Genomic DNA, 16,039 nt, shown 5'->3' on the forward strand with positions numbered 1-16,039 from the left:
CCGCGGAAGTGCTTGCAATCCCATCCGGGCCGGATTATAATGGATACAACGATGTGTTAACAGAACTCTGATGAGCTGTAAATATCAGGAGGAGCGTTATGGAACATTTCAACCCGATCCTTGGCAACGATACCACCGGCCAGAAATTCATCACCTGTGGTGAGATCATGCTGCGCCTGACCCCGCCGAACTACGAGAAGATCCGTATGGCATCCGGCTTTGAGGCCAGCTACGGCGGCAGCGAGGCCAACATTGCACTGGCACTGGCGAACCTTGGTGTGGACAGCACCTTCTTCAGCGTGGTGCCCAACAACAGTCTGGGCAAGAGCGCCGTGCGCTGGCTGCGTTCCAACGACGTGCACTGCACCCCTATGATCCTGACCGAGCCGAACGAGACTCCTTCCAACCGTCTGGGTACTTATTATCTGGAGACCGGCTACGGCATCCGCCCGTCCAAGGTCATCTATGACCGCAAGCACAGTGCCATTACCGAGTACGATTTCTCGCAGGTGGATCTGGATGCTTTGCTGGACGGCTACGACTGGCTGCACCTGAGCGGCATCACCCCGGCACTGGCACCCAACTGCCGCACCCTCATTCTGGATATGCTCAAGGTCGCCAAAAACAAGGGCCTGACCGTCAGCTTCGACGGCAATTTCCGCTCCACCCTGTGGAGCTGGGAAGAAGCCCGCGATTTCTGCACCGAGTGCCTGCCCTATGTGGATGTGCTGCTTGGCATTGAGCCGTACCACCTGTGGAAGGATGAGAACGACCACTCCAAGGGCGACTGGAAGGACGGCGTGCCTCTGCAGCCCAGCTATGAGCAGCAGGACGAGATTTTCCAGCACTTCATCGAGCGGTATCCCAACCTCAAGTGCATTGCCCGCCATGTGCGTTATGCGCACAGCGGCAGCGAGAACAGCCTGAAGGCCTTCATGTGGTACGATGGCCACACCTTCGAGAGCAAGCTGTTCACCTTTAATATCCTTGACCGCGTGGGCGGCGGCGATGCCTTTGCCAGCGGCCTGATCTACGCCATGCTGCACAACTACAGAGCCATGGATATGATCAACTTTGCGGTGGCAAGCAGTGCCATCAAGCACACCATCCACGGCGATGCCAACATCACCGATGATGTGAGCACTATCCGCAACCTGATGAATATGAACTACGATATTAAGCGGTAAGTTTTATCGCCGTACAGAGAACGCCCGCCGGGGAGACCCGGCGGGCGTTGCTTTTTCTATCAGATATACCGCCCGGTGATGCTCTCCGGGTTCTGTCTTACCTGTTCCGGCGTACCTGCCGCCACGATGCGTCCGCCGGCATCGCCGCCGCCCGGCCCCATATCCACAAGGTAATCCGCATTGCGGATCACATCCAGATCATGCTCAATGACCACCACGGTGGCACCGTTCCCGATCAGCTTCTGGAACACGCCCAGCAGGGTCTGTACATCCAGCGGATGCAGGCCGATGGTGGGTTCATCGAACACGAACACACTGTCTGCCTGCCCCTTGCCCATCTCGCTGGCAAGCTTCAGCCGCTGGGCTTCGCCGCCGGAAAGGCTGGGTGTCTCCTCGCCAAGGGTCAGGTAGCCAAGGCCCAATTCTTTCAGTACCTGCAGGCGCTGGCGCACAAGCTTGCAGTCCGCACAGGCTTCCAATGCAGTGGACACATCCATGTCCATCAGGTCGGCCATGGAGGCTGGTTCGCCGTTCGCCGTGGGCAGCTTCACTGCCGCCGCTTCCCGACTGTAACGCGAACCGCCGCAGTCCGGGCAGGGCACTTCTACATCCGGCAAAAACTGCACATCCAAACTGATGACGCCGGTGCCGTCACAGGTGGGGCACCGCAGCTTACCGGTGTTGTAGGAGAAATCGCCCGCCTTATAGCCGTGGTCTTTGGCATCCTGCGTTTTGGCAAACAGCTTGCGCAGCTCATCGTGCACATTGGCATAGGTGGCCACGGTGGAGCGCACATTGATGCCGATGGGCGTTGCATCGATCAGCTTCACCTGCGCGATTTCCTCGGCCTCCACGCTTTTCACATGCGCTGGCAGGGCTGTGCCGTTCACCTTTGCCTGCAAGGCCGGGACCAGGCTTTCCAAAATCAGGGTGGTCTTGCCGCTGCCGGACACACCCGTAACCACGGTCAGCCGCCCCTTAGGCAGTTCCAGTTCCAGCGGCTTCACAGTATGGATGGCCGAGGTTTCCAGATGGATGCGGCCCTGTGCAAACAGTTCATTTTCCGGCACATGAGGCCGGGCGTTCACCCCCGCCCTGCCTGCAAGAAACGGGCCGATCTGAGAAGCCGCGTTCTGTTCAATTTTCGGAATGCTGCCCTGCGCGATCACATGTCCACCCTTTGCACCGGCTTCCGGCCCCATCTCGATCAGCCAGTCAGCTTCCTTTAAAATTTGGGTATCGTGATCCACCAGCACCACCGAGTTGCCGTCGGCCACAAGGTCGTGCATCACATCGGTCAGGCCTTCAATGTTAGAAGGATGCAGGCCGATAGACGGTTCGTCCAGCACATAGAGCACACCGGTGGTACGGTTGCGCACTGCACGGGCCAGCTGCATCCGCTGGCGCTCACCGGTGGAAAGAGTGGAAGCGGAGCGGTCCAGCGTCAGGTAGCCAAGGCCCAGCGAGAGCAGCCGTGCCGCTGCCGTCTGGAAGGATTCGCAGATATTGCGGGCCATGGGCCGCATCTCTTCTGGCAGACTGTCCGGTACACCCGCCACCCAATCGGTAAGCTGCACAAGAGTCATCTGACAAGCCTTGTCCAGCGTGATGCCCCGCAGCTTTGGGGTACGAGCCGCATTACACAGCCGGGTGCCGCCGCAGTCCGGGCAGATGCCTTGCCGCAGGAACTTTTCCACCCGCTTCATGCCCTTTTCATCCTTGACCTTGGAGAGGGCGTTCTCCACGGTATAGGTGGCATTGAAATAGGTAAAATCCAGCTCCCCGGCCTGATTGGAATTTTTGTTATGATAAAAAATGTGCTTTTTCTCCGCCGGGCCATGGAAAACGATATCCTTTTCCCGGTCGGTCAGGTCGCGGAAGGGCACATCGGTGCGCACGCCCATCTCCCGGCAGATATCCACCATCAGCGACCACATCAGGCTCTTCCACGGGGCCACAGCACCTTCGTCGATCGTAAGAGAATCGTCCGGCACAAGGGTGCTCTCGTCCACGGTCATCACCATGCCGGTACCGCTGCAGGTGCGGCAGGCACCCTGACTGTTGAAGGCAAATTCTTCAGCGGAAAGCGCGCGCACGCTGGCACCGCACTGCGGGCAGAGCAGCGGCTTTTCTGCCGCCACGGCAAGGCTGGGTTCCAGCCAGCGGCCGCACTGCGGGCAGGGATAGCTGGAAAGACGGGAGAACATCAGGCGCAGACTGTTCAGCAGTTCCGTGCCGGTACCAAAGGTGCTGCGGATGCCCGGCACAGCGGGCCGCTGATGCAGTGCCAGTGCAGCCGGAACATACAGCACTTCGTCCACCGATGCCTTTGCCGCCTGCGTCATGCGGCGGCGCGTATAGGTGGAAAGTGCGTCCAGATACCGGCGGGAGCCTTCGGCGTAAAGCACGCCCAGCGCAAGGCTGGACTTGCCCGAACCGGACACACCCGCCACACCCACGATTTTGCCCAACGGCACATCCACATTCACGTTTTTCAGGTTGTGCACCCGCGCGCCGCGGATCCTGATATGGTCGACCATCTTCTCTTCCCCTGCTGTCACTGCTTCTTTTTTAAATAGTATCCAATGCCAATGGCATCTGCCAGCGCCCAGCCGATGGGCACGCTGAGCCAGATGCCGGTAACACCCAGCGGCGTAGCCGAAAGCAGATAGGCCAGCATCAGCGGCAGAGCAAACAGCAAAATGCTGCCGGTGATGGGGCCTTTGGTCAAACTACGCTGCATTGTTTCCGATTCTCCTTTTTATAACGCTGTTTCAGCCGGTGCACTGGCTCTGCCGCCGTCCCGCCTTGAAAGAGACTGCTCTCTTCCTGCAAACTTCTGACGGTACTCTCTGGGCGTGCAGTGCTTGATCTCCCGGAAGGTCTTTGTAAAGTAGCTGGTATCCGAAAAGCCGCAGTCGGCACCGATCTCGCCGATCTTCATGCTGGTGGAAAGCAGCAGCTCGGCGGCCTTTTCAATGCGGTACTGCTTGACATACTGGATGGGTGTGATCCCCAGCAGCTGCCGGAAGCTGCGCAGGCAGGCGCTCTCACTCAGGGCCACGCAGTCGGAAATGCGCTCCACGTTCAGTTCCTCAGCATAATGCTCTTCCACAAAACGCAGCATCTGTTTCATGCGCTGGGCCGCGATCTGCTCCTGCTGAGAGACCTTTGTTTTTCCACCCTCGCACTGCATTCCCAGCAGATGCACCGCCGCCGAAAGATGGTACCGCGCCTGATTCTCATAGTCAAAGACCTCTTGGGCCACTGCGTCCCAGACTTCCCGCAAATGGCAGAGCACGGCCTTCTGCCCGTCGTCTGCCTCGTCCAACAGAAAGAACGCCGGTGCTCCCGGCTGAAGCAGCGGGTGTACGAGCTTTTGCCAGAAGATGGTATCCATGCCGCCGATCAGGCGTGGATGGAATACCCCGGAATGCAGCAGGGCATCCCCGGTCTCAGCCTGCTCCACCGCATGGAACACTCCGGAATTGACAAACACGCCCTGCCCGGTCTGCAAAACCAGCCGGGCTTTGCTCACGTCCACCGCCAGCGGGCCTTTTACGGCAAGGATGTATTCAAACTCTTCATGCCAATGCCATGCTACCGAGTAGCTTTTGAGGTCCTCTTCATAGCAGGCAATAGGAAACAGTGCGCTGCCGTGCTGCACCAGTTCCCTGCCCTCGTCATCCGCCACAACATCCGGCAGGCAGTTGAGCCCGCCCGCTGCTGCACAGCTGGTGTGAAATGCCACGATCAGCCATCTCCTTTCCGTCAAGGTGCACATCCGCATCCGCGCCGGTTTTGTTGTATCAATCGGGCGTTTTTATCCTAATATTCCGCTCCGATGTGTGATATTATTACATCAGCAAAGTACAAGATGCATTGCAAGTATAACACGCTTCCCGGAGGAACTCAAGATTTATGGTACAGCTTCTGCTTCCGATCATTTACATCTCGTTCATCAGTCTGGGCCTGCCGGATTCCCTGCTGGGGTCGGCGTGGCCCTCCATGTATCCGGTGCTCGGTGTGCCGGTGTCCTATGCGGGGCTGATCTCCATGATCATCTCCTTTGGCACCATTGTTTCCAGCCTGAACAGCGACCGGCTCACCCGTGCGCTGGGCACCGGAAAAGTGACCGCCCTCAGTGTGGCCATGACAACTGCCGCGCTGTTCGGCTTTTCGGTCTCCACACAGTTCTGGATGCTGTGCCTGTGGGCCGTGCCCTATGGGCTGGGTGCAGGCAGCGTGGACGCGGCCCTGAACAACTATGTTGCCTTACATTATAAAAGCCGCCACATGAGCTGGCTGCACTGCATGTGGGGCATCGGCACCATGATCAGCCCCATGGTCATGGGCCGGGTGCTGGCAGCCGGCGGGCCGTGGACATCCGGCTACCGGTACATTGCCCTGTTCCAGATCCTGCTGAGCGCAGTGCTCTTTTTCAGTTTGCCGCTATGGCAGAGCCGTACTGCAGGCACCGACACCGAAACTGCTTCGACGCAGGCGTTGAGCCTTGGACAGGTATTCCGTCTGCCAGGTGCCAGAGAGGTGATGCTGTGCTTCTTCTGCTACTGTGCATTGGAGACCACGGCCGGTCTGTGGGCCAGCAGCTACCTCACACTGACGAAAGGCGTTGCCGCCGGCACTGCCGCCAGCTTTGCCAGCCTGTTCTACATCGGCATCACTGCCGGGCGCGCCGCCTGCGGCTTTTTGACCCTGAAATTCAACGATACGCAGATGATCCGCATGGGTCAGTGCATTCTGGCCGCAGGGGTGCTGGCTCTGCTGCTGCCCGGGCCGCAGATCCTTGCCCTGAGCGGTCTTGTTCTGGTAGGGCTGGGCTGTGCGCCCATCTATCCCAGCATCATCCACTCCACGCCGGAACACTTCGGCGCGGACAGATCGCAGGCGGTCATCGGCATCCAGATGGCAAGCGCCTATTTGGGCAATCTGGCCATGCCGCCGCTGTTCGGCCTGCTGGCAAACAACATCACTCCGGCACTGTTCCCTTTTTACCTGCTGGCACTGCTGGTGCTCATGGTATTCATGCACGAACAGCTGGTGCGCAAAACAAGCCGCTGCTAATTCTGCCATTCTCCTATTTCATATACAGCAAAAGGCTCCCTGTCCGGTCTCGGGCGGGGAGCCTGCTGTTTTAAAGGAGTTATTTACAGGATGCACCGGCTGATGGCGTTAGCGACCGCAAACAGTTCCTGCTGGCCGATAAAGCCGAACTTTGCCTCGTGTGCGTCCGCAAAGCAGACGGTCAGCTGCGATGCCTGCACCGGGTCGCCAAAGCCTGCCGTCTGGATCCCGAAGTGCAGCACCTTGCGGTACGGCAGCACAAAGATCTGCTGCCGGGTTCCAGTAACGCCCTGCATATCCACCATGATGATGCGGTGGGTGGTAAAGATCACCTGATCGCGCACCGTCTTGTAGGCACCCACGATGCTCTCACCGTCCAGCAGCAGCGCGCGGGCATTTTTGCAGATGTCCTTTTCCTGAAGGCGGATGAGGTTTTCCATTGGCTTATCACGGAATTCCATGGTTTTTGTCCCCTTTCCTGCGTGGTTTTCTGCCCTTATTGTAGCATTCCTGCAGACGGTTTACAAGATGTGCTCTCGCCTTTTGGGCCGGGCTGTGCTATACTGTATGCCAAAGAGATTCTTATAAAAACGAGGTAACTCCCATGGAGATCATCATTCATCAGGCCATTCTGCACGTGCTGGACACCACCATGGATGCGCCTGTACTCAGCGGAAGCGGCATGGAAATGACCGCCGAAAAGACCGCCTATTTCCAGTACCACATCGAAAAGCTGCTTGCCAGCGACGATATCCGCCAGTGCCGCCCGCTGCCGGATTCCGCCTTTAAAAACGAGCTGGAGCACAACCACGATTTTGTGGACCTCTCCTGCCGCATCGCGGGCGTTCTGTTCGACTACATGCACGCGCACACCACCATTCCGGGGGCAGACCTTGCCGTGGTGGATTTTACCCGCGATGGCGAGCCGTGGCTGGGCATCCTGAAGCTGAACTACAAAAACGGCTACACCCACTACACCGAGAATGTGGAGGGTGCCCCGGTGAACTCCATCATACAGCAGCGGGCCTGCCTGCCCAGCCAGAGCGGCAAGGTGGAGGAAGGTGCCCTTGTCAATCTGACCGACTACTCCATGAAGCTGCTGGAAAAAAAGTTCGACATCGACGGCCACAAGGATTTTTACCTTTCCACGGTAGTGTTCCAGTACACCACCGCCCAGCCGGAAAAGAAAAAGCTGCAGGCCATTCAGGAAGCCGCCGTGCAGGCCGTGCAGGAAAACTACGCAGATCAGCCCCACGTAGAGGCTCAGGTCGCGATGCTGATCGCCAATCAGGCCGCAGACAACGACAATCAGGTATCCATCCAGCAGGTGCGTCAGCAGTTGGAAGAGGAATATCCCCTTGCCGCCGTGCCCTTTGATGATTATGTGGAAAAGAGTGATGTGCTGGAAGCGCCTGAGCAGCCCGTGACCGTGACCCCTGCGCGCATCCGCCGCATGGAGAGCCACAGCATCCACACCGCCAACGGCATTGAGGTGAAGATCCCCACCGAGCTGCTGAACTCGGAAAATGAAGTAGAGTTTCTGCACAGCGACGACGGCAGCATTTCGCTGCTCATTAAAAATGTGATCCTGTAAGAAACGATTTAAAATTGTCTCCGCGCACAGATTGCGCTCCGACAATATCAGCGGAATCATTATTTTCATATTTGCAAAAGCCGAAAAATCTGCGGATTTTCCGGCTTTTCTTTTTTCACAGGAAGGAGCCGTAACGGGAAACAACAAAAAAGCCATCGTTTTTGCATTTCTGCATCAACGATGGCTTCGTATTGGAGCGGCCGACGAGGCTCGAACTCGCTACCTCCACCTTGGCAAGGTGGCGCTCTACCAGATGAGCTACGGCCGCATATTGGAAACCCTGCTGGATTTCCTTAGCTGGTGCCTCCGATCGGAATCGAACCAATGACACGGGGATTTTCAGTCCCCTGCTCTACCGACTGAGCTACAGAGGCATAAGCGGTGCAATTATCCCTGCACCCTCCCGAGCGATTCTCGCGAATTTCGGGGCCCCCGCGAAAGCTTGCGAAGCAAGATTTTGTGGGGAAGAGGAGAAAGTCTGGCGTTCATCACGGCAGTCTTGCTTGCAAGACCGCCCGATGAACTGCAGGACTTTCGACGAAGCGACCCGGATCGGGCTCGAACCGACGACCCCCAGCGTGACAGGCTGGTGCTCTAACCAACTGAGCTACCGGGCCAAATGGTGGAAGTTAACGGGCTCGAACCGCTGACCCTCTGCTTGTAAGGCAGATGCTCTCCCAGCTGAGCTAAACTTCCACAAAATGGAGCGGCCGACGAGGCTCGAACTCGCTACCTCCACCTTGGCAAGGTGGCGCTCTACCAGATGAGCTACGGCCGCACATTCCATGTGTTTGTGCCGGACTGTTTACCGGCGACGCTGATTATTATACCGTACCGCCCGGAAATTGTCAACCACAAATTTGCATTTTCTGCAAAAAAGTTGGAAACCCGCCTGTCTGTATTCAAAAGACTTCACTTTTGCGGGCTTTACCTGTGTCATCATTCAAGTTTGCCATGACATACACGAAGAAAATTGATTTGCTTTCCCTTTTGTAAACTATTATAATGGAAAGTGTCATTTTGTCGCCTGTAAGAGCTGCGTCTGTTATGCCGCTGAGGGCATACAGGCGCGTTTTCGTGCGCAGAAATAGGAAAAGCCAGCATAAAGGAGCAAACACAATGTATAAGATCACTGAAAAAGTCGCGCTGAATCCCACCGTGACGAAGATGGTCATTGAAGCCCCGCTGATCGCCAAAAAGGCAAAGCCGGGCCAGTTTATCATTGTGCGCCCGTTTGAGGACAGCGAGCGCATCCCCCTGACCGTGGCCGGTTACGACCGCGAAAAGGGCACTGTGGATATCATTTTCCAGATCGTGGGCGGTACCACGATGGAGCTGAACAGCCTGCAGGTGGGCCAGAGTGTCCACGACTTTGTAGGCCCGCTGGGCCGCGCCACCGAGGTGGAAGGCCTGAAGAAGGTATGTGTCGTGGGCGGCGGCGTAGGCTGCGCCATCGCTCTGCCCATTGCCCGTGAGCTGCACGAGCAGGGCTGTGTGGTGCACAGCGTGGTGGGCTTCCGCAATAAGGACCTGCTGATCCTTGAGGACGAGTTCAAAGCCTGCAGCGACGAGCTGCGCATTATGACCGACGACGGCAGCTATGGCACCAAGGGTGTTGTTACCGCTGCACTGGACGAGCTGGTGGCCGCCGGCAACCAGTACGATCTGGTCATCACCATTGGCCCGCTGATCATGATGAAGTTCGTGGTCAAGACCTGCCAGAAGCATGGCCTGAAGAGCATCGTTTCCATGAACCCCATCATGATCGACGGCACCGGCATGTGCGGCGGCTGCCGCCTGACCGTTGGCGGCGAGACCAAGTTCGCCTGCGTGGACGGCCCCGACTTTGACGGCGATCTGGTGGATTTTGATGAGGCAATGGCCCGCGGCACCATGTACCGCCCGTTTGAGGCACACGCCCGTGAAGCGGCATGCAATCTGCTCAATCAGGAGGTAAAATAAGATGGCTTTCAATATGGACCCGAAGAAGTGCCCCATGCCTACGCAGGACCCCAATGTGCGCAACAAGAACTTTAAGGAAGTTGCTCTGGGCTACACCGAAGAAATGGCCGTGAACGAAGCAAAGCGCTGCGTGCACTGCAAGAACAAACCCTGCCAGACCGGCTGCCCTGTGGGCATCGATATCCCCGAGTTCATCGGCCATGTGGCCGAGGGCGACTTTGAAGCCGCTTATCAGGTGATCAACCGCTCCTCTTCCCTGCCCGCTGTCTGCGGCCGTGTATGCCCGCAGGAGAGCCAGTGCGAGGGCAAGTGCACCCGCGGCATCAAGAACGAGCCGGTGGGTATCGGCCGCCTGGAGCGCTTTGTTGCCGACTGGCACCGTGAGAATGTGCACACCGCCCCCATCGTGCCCGAATGGAACGGCCACAAGGTGGCCATCATCGGCGCAGGCCCTGCCGGCCTGACCGCCGCAGGCGATCTGGCAAAGCTTGGCTACAAGGTCACCGTTTACGAGGCCCTGCATGTGGCCGGCGGCGTGCTGATGTACGGCATCCCTGAGTTCCGTCTGCCCAAGGCCATCGTGCAGCAGGAGATCGACGGCCTGAAGAAGATGGGCGTTGATTTTGAGTGCAATATGGTCATTGGCAAGGTGCTCACCATCGACGAGCTGATGGACGAGTACGGCTACGAGGCCGTGTTTGTAGGCTCCGGTGCCGGTCTGCCCCGCTTCATGGGCATCCCCGGCGAGAGCCTGAAGGGTGTCTACTCTGCCAACGAGTTCCTGACCCGCTCCAACCTGATGAAGGCTTATCTGCCCACCAGCAAGACCCCCATCCGCACCGGCAAAAAGGTCGCCGTTGTGGGCGGCGGCAACGTGGCTATGGACGCTGCCCGCAGCGCCCTGCGTCTGGGTGCCGAGACCGTGTACATCGTCTACCGCCGCGGCATGGCTGAGCTGCCCGCCCGTAAGGAAGAGGTGGAGCACGCCGAGGAAGAGGGCATCATCTTCAAGACCCTGTGCAACCCTGTGGAGATCCACGCCAACGACGAGGGCTTTGTCAAGTCCATCACCTGCATTGAGATGGAGCTGGGCGAGCCGGATGCTTCCGGCCGCCGCCGCCCCATCGAAAAGAAGGGCAGCGAGTTCGAGCTGGATGTGGACACGGTCATTATGAGTCTGGGCACCAGCCCCAACCCGCTGATCCGCTCCACCACCCCGGGTCTGGAAACCAACAAGCACGGCTGCATCGTTACCGACGGCGACGACGGCAAAACCAGCCGCGATGGTGTGTACGCCGGCGGCGATGCCGTGACCGGCGCAGCCACCGTCATTAAGGCCATGGGCGCAGGCAAAGCTGCTGCAAAGGCCATTGACGAGTACATTCAGAGCAAGTAATCCCCTGTGAAGGTGGGCACCGCCCACTGAATACCGGATATGAAAAATCCCCTGTGCCAGCGCACAGGGGATTTTTTGCATCTTATTCTGCGGTCTCCGTTGTGAGCGCCGGATAGCCCGTCCGCACGCACCGCACAGCGCACCGGGCGCTGCCGCCGGTGGTACAGGTAAAGAGGGTCAGATCCCATTCATCGGACTCCTCCGTCTTTTCGGTCATTTCCTCAATTTGCGTGGGCTGCAGGTTTTCCACATAGGAGACCTCGTAGGTCCAGCGCATACCGTCCATATCCGTAAAATAGACCTGCGCGCCCTCGGTCAGCCACTTGATGGGGCTGAAATGCTTTGCATAGTTGTGGGCGCAGACCACCATGTTATCCGCATAGGTGGAACCGGAGTAACGGCCCGGTGCGATTTTCAGGCCCGCATAGCTCCACTGGCTCATCACCGGCAGTTCCAGCCCGATGGACGGAATGGACAGATAGCCGATGTAATCCCAGCCGTTCAGTTCGGTCACGGTCATTTCCTGCGTGGGGTCCAGCTCCGGCTGCAGCGCCACGGTATCCGATTTTGCCTTTTCCTCAATGGCAGCGTTCAGGGTCTGCTCCAGCTCGCCCAGCACCTCCTGCGAGGCCTTGTCTGCACGGGATGCATCCCACTTGTTATAGGCCAGCAGGGCTGCTGCCGCAAGGATCAGCAGCGCGCCCAGCACCATACACACTCTTCCGATTTTCTGTCGCATAGCAATGTTTCCTTTTTGTTCCGCGGTAGGTTTCATCCCTTTCAGTATATGCGCAATTGGTATGTTTGTCCAGTAAAAACTTACCGCACTGCCCGGTCCGGCACAAGGCGGCACACAAACCGCACCATCAGTGGGGTCAGCGGCAGCCACACCAGCGTGCACACCACATTGAACAAGGTGTGCGCATTGGCGATCTGCCGGGCGATCACGGCAAGCTCCGGCCCTTTGGGCGAAAGTGCAGCCGTCAGCCGCACATACAACGGCAGACCGGCGCAGAACACCGCCGCGCCGGTCAGATTGAACACTGCATGGGCCGCAGCCACCCGCTTTGCGTCCCGGCTTGCGCTCAAGGATGCCAGCACTGCCGTGATGGTGGTGCCGATGTTATCGCCCAGCAGCACCGGCAGCGCACCCGCAAGACCCAACAGACTGCTGCCGTCCAGCCCGGGGCGGGCTGCAAAGTTCTGCAGCAAGGCAATGGTAGCCGAGCTGCTCTGCACTGTCAGGGTCATGCCAAGCCCCGCCAGAAGCCCCAGCCATGGGTGCTGCCGCACCCGACCCAGCCAGTGCACGAACACCGGGTTTTGCGCCAGCGGTTCCATAGCAGTGCCCATATCGGCAATGCCCTCGAACAGCAGGCCAAAGGCGAACACCGCCCGGCCAATAGCCCGGCCCTTCCGCCCTGCACAGGCAAAGCAGAGCAGCAGCCCGGCCAGCAGCACAAGGCCGCGCACGTCTTCCAGCCGGAAGGCCAGCAGCTGTGCGGTAATGGTCGTTCCGATGTTGCAGCCAAAGATCACCGGGACCGCCTGCCGCAGGGTCAGCAGGCCCGCACTTACAAAGCCCAGCACCATCACCGTGACTGCCGAGCTGCTTTGCAACACTGCCGTGACCGCAGCCCCCGCCAGCACGCCCCGCACCGGGCTGCCGGTCACAGCGGCCAGCAGGCTTTTCAGGCGGCTGCCTGCCGCTGTTTCCAGACTGTGGCTGAGCGCATCCATGCCGTATAAAAACAGTGCCAAGCCGCCAAAAAGTGTAAAAATTCTTGTCAGGTTCTGTTCCACTGCCGCCGCCCCTCCCGCAGAAACGTTTCTTATTCTATTTATGCAGCTGCCGGGCGGTTCAGGCTTTCTGCCGCCCTCCCCTTTTTGTGAACTTTTTTAAAATTATCCTAAACTGCCCTTGCATTCTGGGTGCCGGAGGAATACTATTGTCAGGCGTTAATAGTTAACAGCTGTTAAGCATTTTGCAATGAGGAGGGATAGAATGTTGAACGAGACCGAAGCCGCCGCGAGCTTTCACGGTCTGTGCCATTTTTTCGGACGGCTGAGCAAGGCATCCCGGGCCGGCATGAAGGCGGCTCTGCGGGGCTGTCCCAAGTGCCACTTTCCCATGCTGGAGGGTCTGGCTCACACGATCAGTACCCGCGGGCAGAACGGAACGGTGTATGTTTCCGATTTTGCCCGGGAGGCACACCAGCCGCTGCCGGCCATCAGCCGCAGCCTGCGCCAGCTGGAACAGGACGGCCTTGTTCTGCGCGAAGCGGACCCGGCTGACCGGCGCAAAACGCTGGTGCGCATCACGCCGGAGGGCTACGCCGCCTGTGCCCGGTGTGAGGATGCCCTCAGCGATTATTTTGCCTGCGTGATGGCCCGGCTGACACCGGAGCAGGTGCAGCAGATGAATACTTTGCGCGGCGCACTGATGGACGCCATCCTTGCGGAAAACGCTTCCCGTGAAGCAAAAAACAACGAAGGGAGAACCGAACTATGACGAAAATTTTCAAGCAGCTGGCCCGGCACTGGGCCGTCTGTCTTGTGGTGTTCTCGCTGCTGTTCGTGCAGGCGTACTGCGATCTTTCGCTGCCGGACTACACCAGCAGGATCGTGGACACCGGCATCCAGCAGGGCGGCATTGAAAGCCCCCTGCCGGAAACGATACGCCAGAGCACGCTGGATGCCCTCACGCTTTTGATGAGCGAAGAGGACGCCGATGCGCTCCAGAACGCCTACGGGTATTATCTTCAGGACAACGGCGTGCTGAAGCTGCGCACCGACCTGACCGATGACGAGCGCACCGCGCTGGAGGATGCCGTCACCACGCCGGACATCGTGCTGTATATGGCCGCCGCGCAGGCAGCGAACGCCCCCGCCGGGCAGGACACCATGGGCATGACCGGCCTTGCTGACATGCAGGCGGCATCCTCTGAGAGCACCACCACGGATAGCGAGACCGTCACCCCCACTGCCGAAGATCTGGACGCCGTATGCGCCCAGTTTGCCGCTATGAGCCAGATGCCCGGCTTCACCCGCGAAGCTGTCCAGCAGCAGCTGGCCGGTGCTTTTGCCAGTCTGGATGATACCCTGATTGAGAACCTCAAAAGCCAGTCCATGCTGCTGGTGCAGCTGGAATACGAGGCACAGGGCATTGCCCACGATGTGCAGATGCGCTACCTTTACCGCGTAGGCGGCCAGATGCTGGGCCTGACTTTGCTGATGGTGGCTGTGTCCATTGCGGTGGGCTTCCTCGCCTCCCGTGTGTCCGCCGCCATTGGCCGTGACCTGCGCCGTGAGACCTTTGCCAGCGTCATCGGGTTCTCCAATGCAGAGATCGAGAATTTTTCCACCGCATCTCTCATCACCCGCACCACCAACGACATCCAGCAGGTGCAGTTCGTCTGCGTCATGCTGCTGCGCATGGTGGCCTATGCGCCCATTCTGGGCATTGGCGGCGTGCTGCATGTGCTGAACAGCAGCACCGGCCTTTCCTGGATCATCGTGCTGGATGTGGCCGTTCTGCTGTTGCTCATCCTCTTCCTGATGAGTGTGGCCATGCCCAAGTTCAAGATCATGCAGAAGCTGGTGGACCGGTTGAACCTCGTCAGCCGCGAGATTCTGACCGGCATCATGCCGGTGCGTGCCTTCAGCCGTGAAAAGTTTGAGGAGGCGCGCTTCGACAAGGCCAACAAAGACCTGATGAGCACCCAGCTGTTCACCAACCGTGCCATGGTTGCCATGATGCCCTTTATGACCCTCATCATGAACGGCACCAGCCTGCTGATCGTCTGGTTCGGCGGCAAGGCCATGGACAACGGCACCATGCAGGTGGGCGAGATGATCGCATTCATCACCTACACCATGCAGATCGTCATGTCCTTCCTGATGCTGGCCATGGTGGCCGTCATGCTGCCCCGCGCCGGTGTGGCTGCGGAGCGCATCGACGAGGTGATCCGCACCAGGGCCACCATCAACGACCCGGACGAAGCTGCTGCAAAGCCCGCGCAGGAGCACGAAAACTGGCAGGGTGAGGTAGAGTTCCACGATGTGAGCTTCCGCTTCCCGGGTGCGGACAGCGATGCGCTGGAGCACATCAGCTTTACCGCAAAGCCCGGCGAGACCACCGCCATCATCGGCTCCACCGGCTGTGGCAAATCTACCCTGCTCAACCTCATCCCCCGCTTTTATGATGTCACCGGCGGCAGCGTGACCGTGGATGGCATCGATGTGCGCAATATGCCGCAGGCACAGCTGCACGACCTGCTGGGCTATGTGCCCCAGAAGGGCGTGCTGTTCAGCGGCACCATCGACTCGAACCTGAAGTTCGGCGGGGAGCACATCACCGATGCCGATGTGAAAAAGGCTGCTGCCATTGCGCAGGCCACCGAGTTCATCGACGCAAAGCCCGAGGGCTACCAAAGCCCCATTGCACAGGGCGGCTCCAATGTGTCCGGCGGCCAGAAGCAGCGCCTTTCCATTGCACGCGCCATTGCCAAGGACCCCAAAATTTATCTGTTCGACGACAGCTTTTCTGCCCTCGACTTTAAGACCGATGTTGCCCTGCGCCGTGCACTGAAAGCCCAGACCGATAACGCTACCGTTATCATTGTGGCACAGCGCATCTCCACTGTGCTGCACGCAAACCAGATCCTGGTGCTGGACGAAGGCCGCCTGGTGGGCAAGGGCACCCATGCCCAGCTGATGGCTTCCTGCCCGGAGTATCAGGAGATCGCCCGCAGCCAGCTGAGCCAGAAGGAGCTGGACCTCAAATCTCTGAATACCGAAAAGGAGGGTGAGTGA

At 58.8% G+C, this 16,039-nt stretch carries 13 protein-coding genes and 5 tRNA genes; 7 read left to right on the forward strand and 11 right to left on the reverse strand.

The genetic code is table 11. The features are described 5' to 3' along the window. Window positions 1-98 precede the first annotated feature (98 nt). Window positions 99-1,187: a sugar kinase gene (locus tag PXT33_RS09790; RefSeq protein WP_154260472.1), complete on the forward strand. Its 1,089-nt coding sequence runs from the start codon at window positions 99-101 to the stop codon at window positions 1,185-1,187. A gap of 59 nt (window positions 1,188-1,246) precedes the next feature. On the opposite strand, the gene PXT33_RS09795 is transcribed toward PXT33_RS09790, so the two are convergent. From PXT33_RS09795 to PXT33_RS09805, 3 genes are read right to left on the reverse strand one after another with little or no spacing between them, the layout of a single operon-like run. Further along, window positions 1,247-3,727, reverse strand: a complete 2,481-nt coding sequence (locus PXT33_RS09795; RefSeq protein WP_097775341.1) for an excinuclease ABC subunit UvrA — start codon at window positions 3,725-3,727, stop codon at window positions 1,247-1,249. Window positions 3,728-3,744: 17 nt separating this feature from the next. Then, window positions 3,745-3,930 (reverse strand): hypothetical protein, encoded by a 186-nt coding sequence (locus PXT33_RS09800; protein ID WP_179860489.1) that lies wholly within the window; start codon window positions 3,928-3,930, stop codon window positions 3,745-3,747. Between the two features lie 18 nt (window positions 3,931-3,948). After that, complete coding sequence (locus PXT33_RS09805; RefSeq protein ID WP_082210877.1) at window positions 3,949-4,938, reverse strand: AraC family transcriptional regulator; 990 nt, start codon at window positions 4,936-4,938, stop codon at window positions 3,949-3,951. A 170-nt stretch (window positions 4,939-5,108) separates the two neighbouring features. Here PXT33_RS09805 and PXT33_RS09810 point away from each other — a divergent pair, with 170 nt between their 5' ends. Then, entirely contained in the window at window positions 5,109-6,272 is a 1,164-nt protein-coding gene (locus tag PXT33_RS09810) for a sugar MFS transporter (protein WP_223389634.1), read from the forward strand. A gap of 83 nt (window positions 6,273-6,355) precedes the next feature. Here the strand turns inward: PXT33_RS09810 and PXT33_RS09815 are convergent, their stop codons facing one another. Continuing rightward, window positions 6,356-6,733: a PH domain-containing protein gene (locus PXT33_RS09815; protein WP_097775338.1), complete on the reverse strand. Its 378-nt coding sequence runs from the start codon at window positions 6,731-6,733 to the stop codon at window positions 6,356-6,358. A 143-nt stretch (window positions 6,734-6,876) separates the two neighbouring features. Here PXT33_RS09815 and PXT33_RS09820 point away from each other — a divergent pair, with 143 nt between their 5' ends. Continuing rightward, window positions 6,877-7,866 carry a nucleoid-associated protein gene (locus tag PXT33_RS09820; RefSeq protein ID WP_294712139.1) on the forward strand — a complete coding sequence of 330 codons (990 nt, stop codon included), beginning with the start codon at window positions 6,877-6,879 and terminating at the stop codon, window positions 7,864-7,866. 192 nt (window positions 7,867-8,058) lie between these two features. Here the strand turns inward: PXT33_RS09820 and PXT33_RS09825 are convergent. The 5 genes from PXT33_RS09825 to PXT33_RS09845 form a co-directional block, all read right to left on the reverse strand. Continuing rightward, a tRNA-Gly gene (locus PXT33_RS09825) sits at window positions 8,059-8,134 on the reverse strand. Window positions 8,135-8,164: 30 nt separating this feature from the next. After that, window positions 8,165-8,240, reverse strand: a tRNA-Phe gene (locus PXT33_RS09830). Between the two features lie 169 nt (window positions 8,241-8,409). Next, a tRNA-Asp gene (locus PXT33_RS09835) sits at window positions 8,410-8,483 on the reverse strand. A gap of 3 nt (window positions 8,484-8,486) precedes the next feature. Then, a tRNA-Val gene (locus tag PXT33_RS09840) sits at window positions 8,487-8,562 on the reverse strand. Between the two features lie 6 nt (window positions 8,563-8,568). Continuing rightward, a tRNA-Gly gene (locus PXT33_RS09845) sits at window positions 8,569-8,644 on the reverse strand. A 341-nt stretch (window positions 8,645-8,985) separates the two neighbouring features. Here PXT33_RS09845 and PXT33_RS09850 point away from each other — a divergent pair. Next, window positions 8,986-9,828, forward strand: coding sequence for a sulfide/dihydroorotate dehydrogenase-like FAD/NAD-binding protein (locus PXT33_RS09850; protein WP_044954207.1), 843 nt, complete (start codon window positions 8,986-8,988; stop codon window positions 9,826-9,828). A gap of 1 nt (window position 9,829) precedes the next feature. Then, window positions 9,830-11,224, forward strand: a complete 1,395-nt coding sequence (gene gltA, locus PXT33_RS09855; RefSeq protein ID WP_005945766.1) for an NADPH-dependent glutamate synthase — start codon at window positions 9,830-9,832, stop codon at window positions 11,222-11,224. Between the two features lie 82 nt (window positions 11,225-11,306). Here the strand turns inward: gltA and PXT33_RS09860 are convergent, their stop codons facing one another. Then, complete coding sequence (locus tag PXT33_RS09860) at window positions 11,307-11,963, reverse strand: sortase (protein ID WP_097775336.1); 657 nt, start codon at window positions 11,961-11,963, stop codon at window positions 11,307-11,309. Between the two features lie 80 nt (window positions 11,964-12,043). After that, entirely contained in the window at window positions 12,044-13,027 is a 984-nt protein-coding gene (locus tag PXT33_RS09865; RefSeq protein ID WP_332376440.1) for a Na/Pi symporter, read from the reverse strand. Between the two features lie 202 nt (window positions 13,028-13,229). Here PXT33_RS09865 and PXT33_RS09870 point away from each other — a divergent pair, with 202 nt between their 5' ends. Together PXT33_RS09870 and PXT33_RS09875 are read left to right on the forward strand one after the other, a co-directional pair. Further along, window positions 13,230-13,736 carry a MarR family transcriptional regulator gene (locus PXT33_RS09870; RefSeq protein WP_332376441.1) on the forward strand — a complete coding sequence of 169 codons (507 nt, stop codon included), beginning with the start codon at window positions 13,230-13,232 and terminating at the stop codon, window positions 13,734-13,736. Further along, window positions 13,733-16,039, forward strand: a complete 2,307-nt coding sequence (locus PXT33_RS09875; RefSeq protein ID WP_332376443.1) for an ABC transporter ATP-binding protein — start codon at window positions 13,733-13,735, stop codon at window positions 16,037-16,039. The genes PXT33_RS09870 and PXT33_RS09875 overlap by 4 nt, the downstream gene beginning before the upstream one ends.

Source organism: Faecalibacterium taiwanense (assembly GCF_036632915.2).
In the GTDB taxonomy this organism is placed as follows: domain Bacteria; phylum Bacillota; class Clostridia; order Oscillospirales; family Ruminococcaceae; genus Faecalibacterium; species Faecalibacterium taiwanense.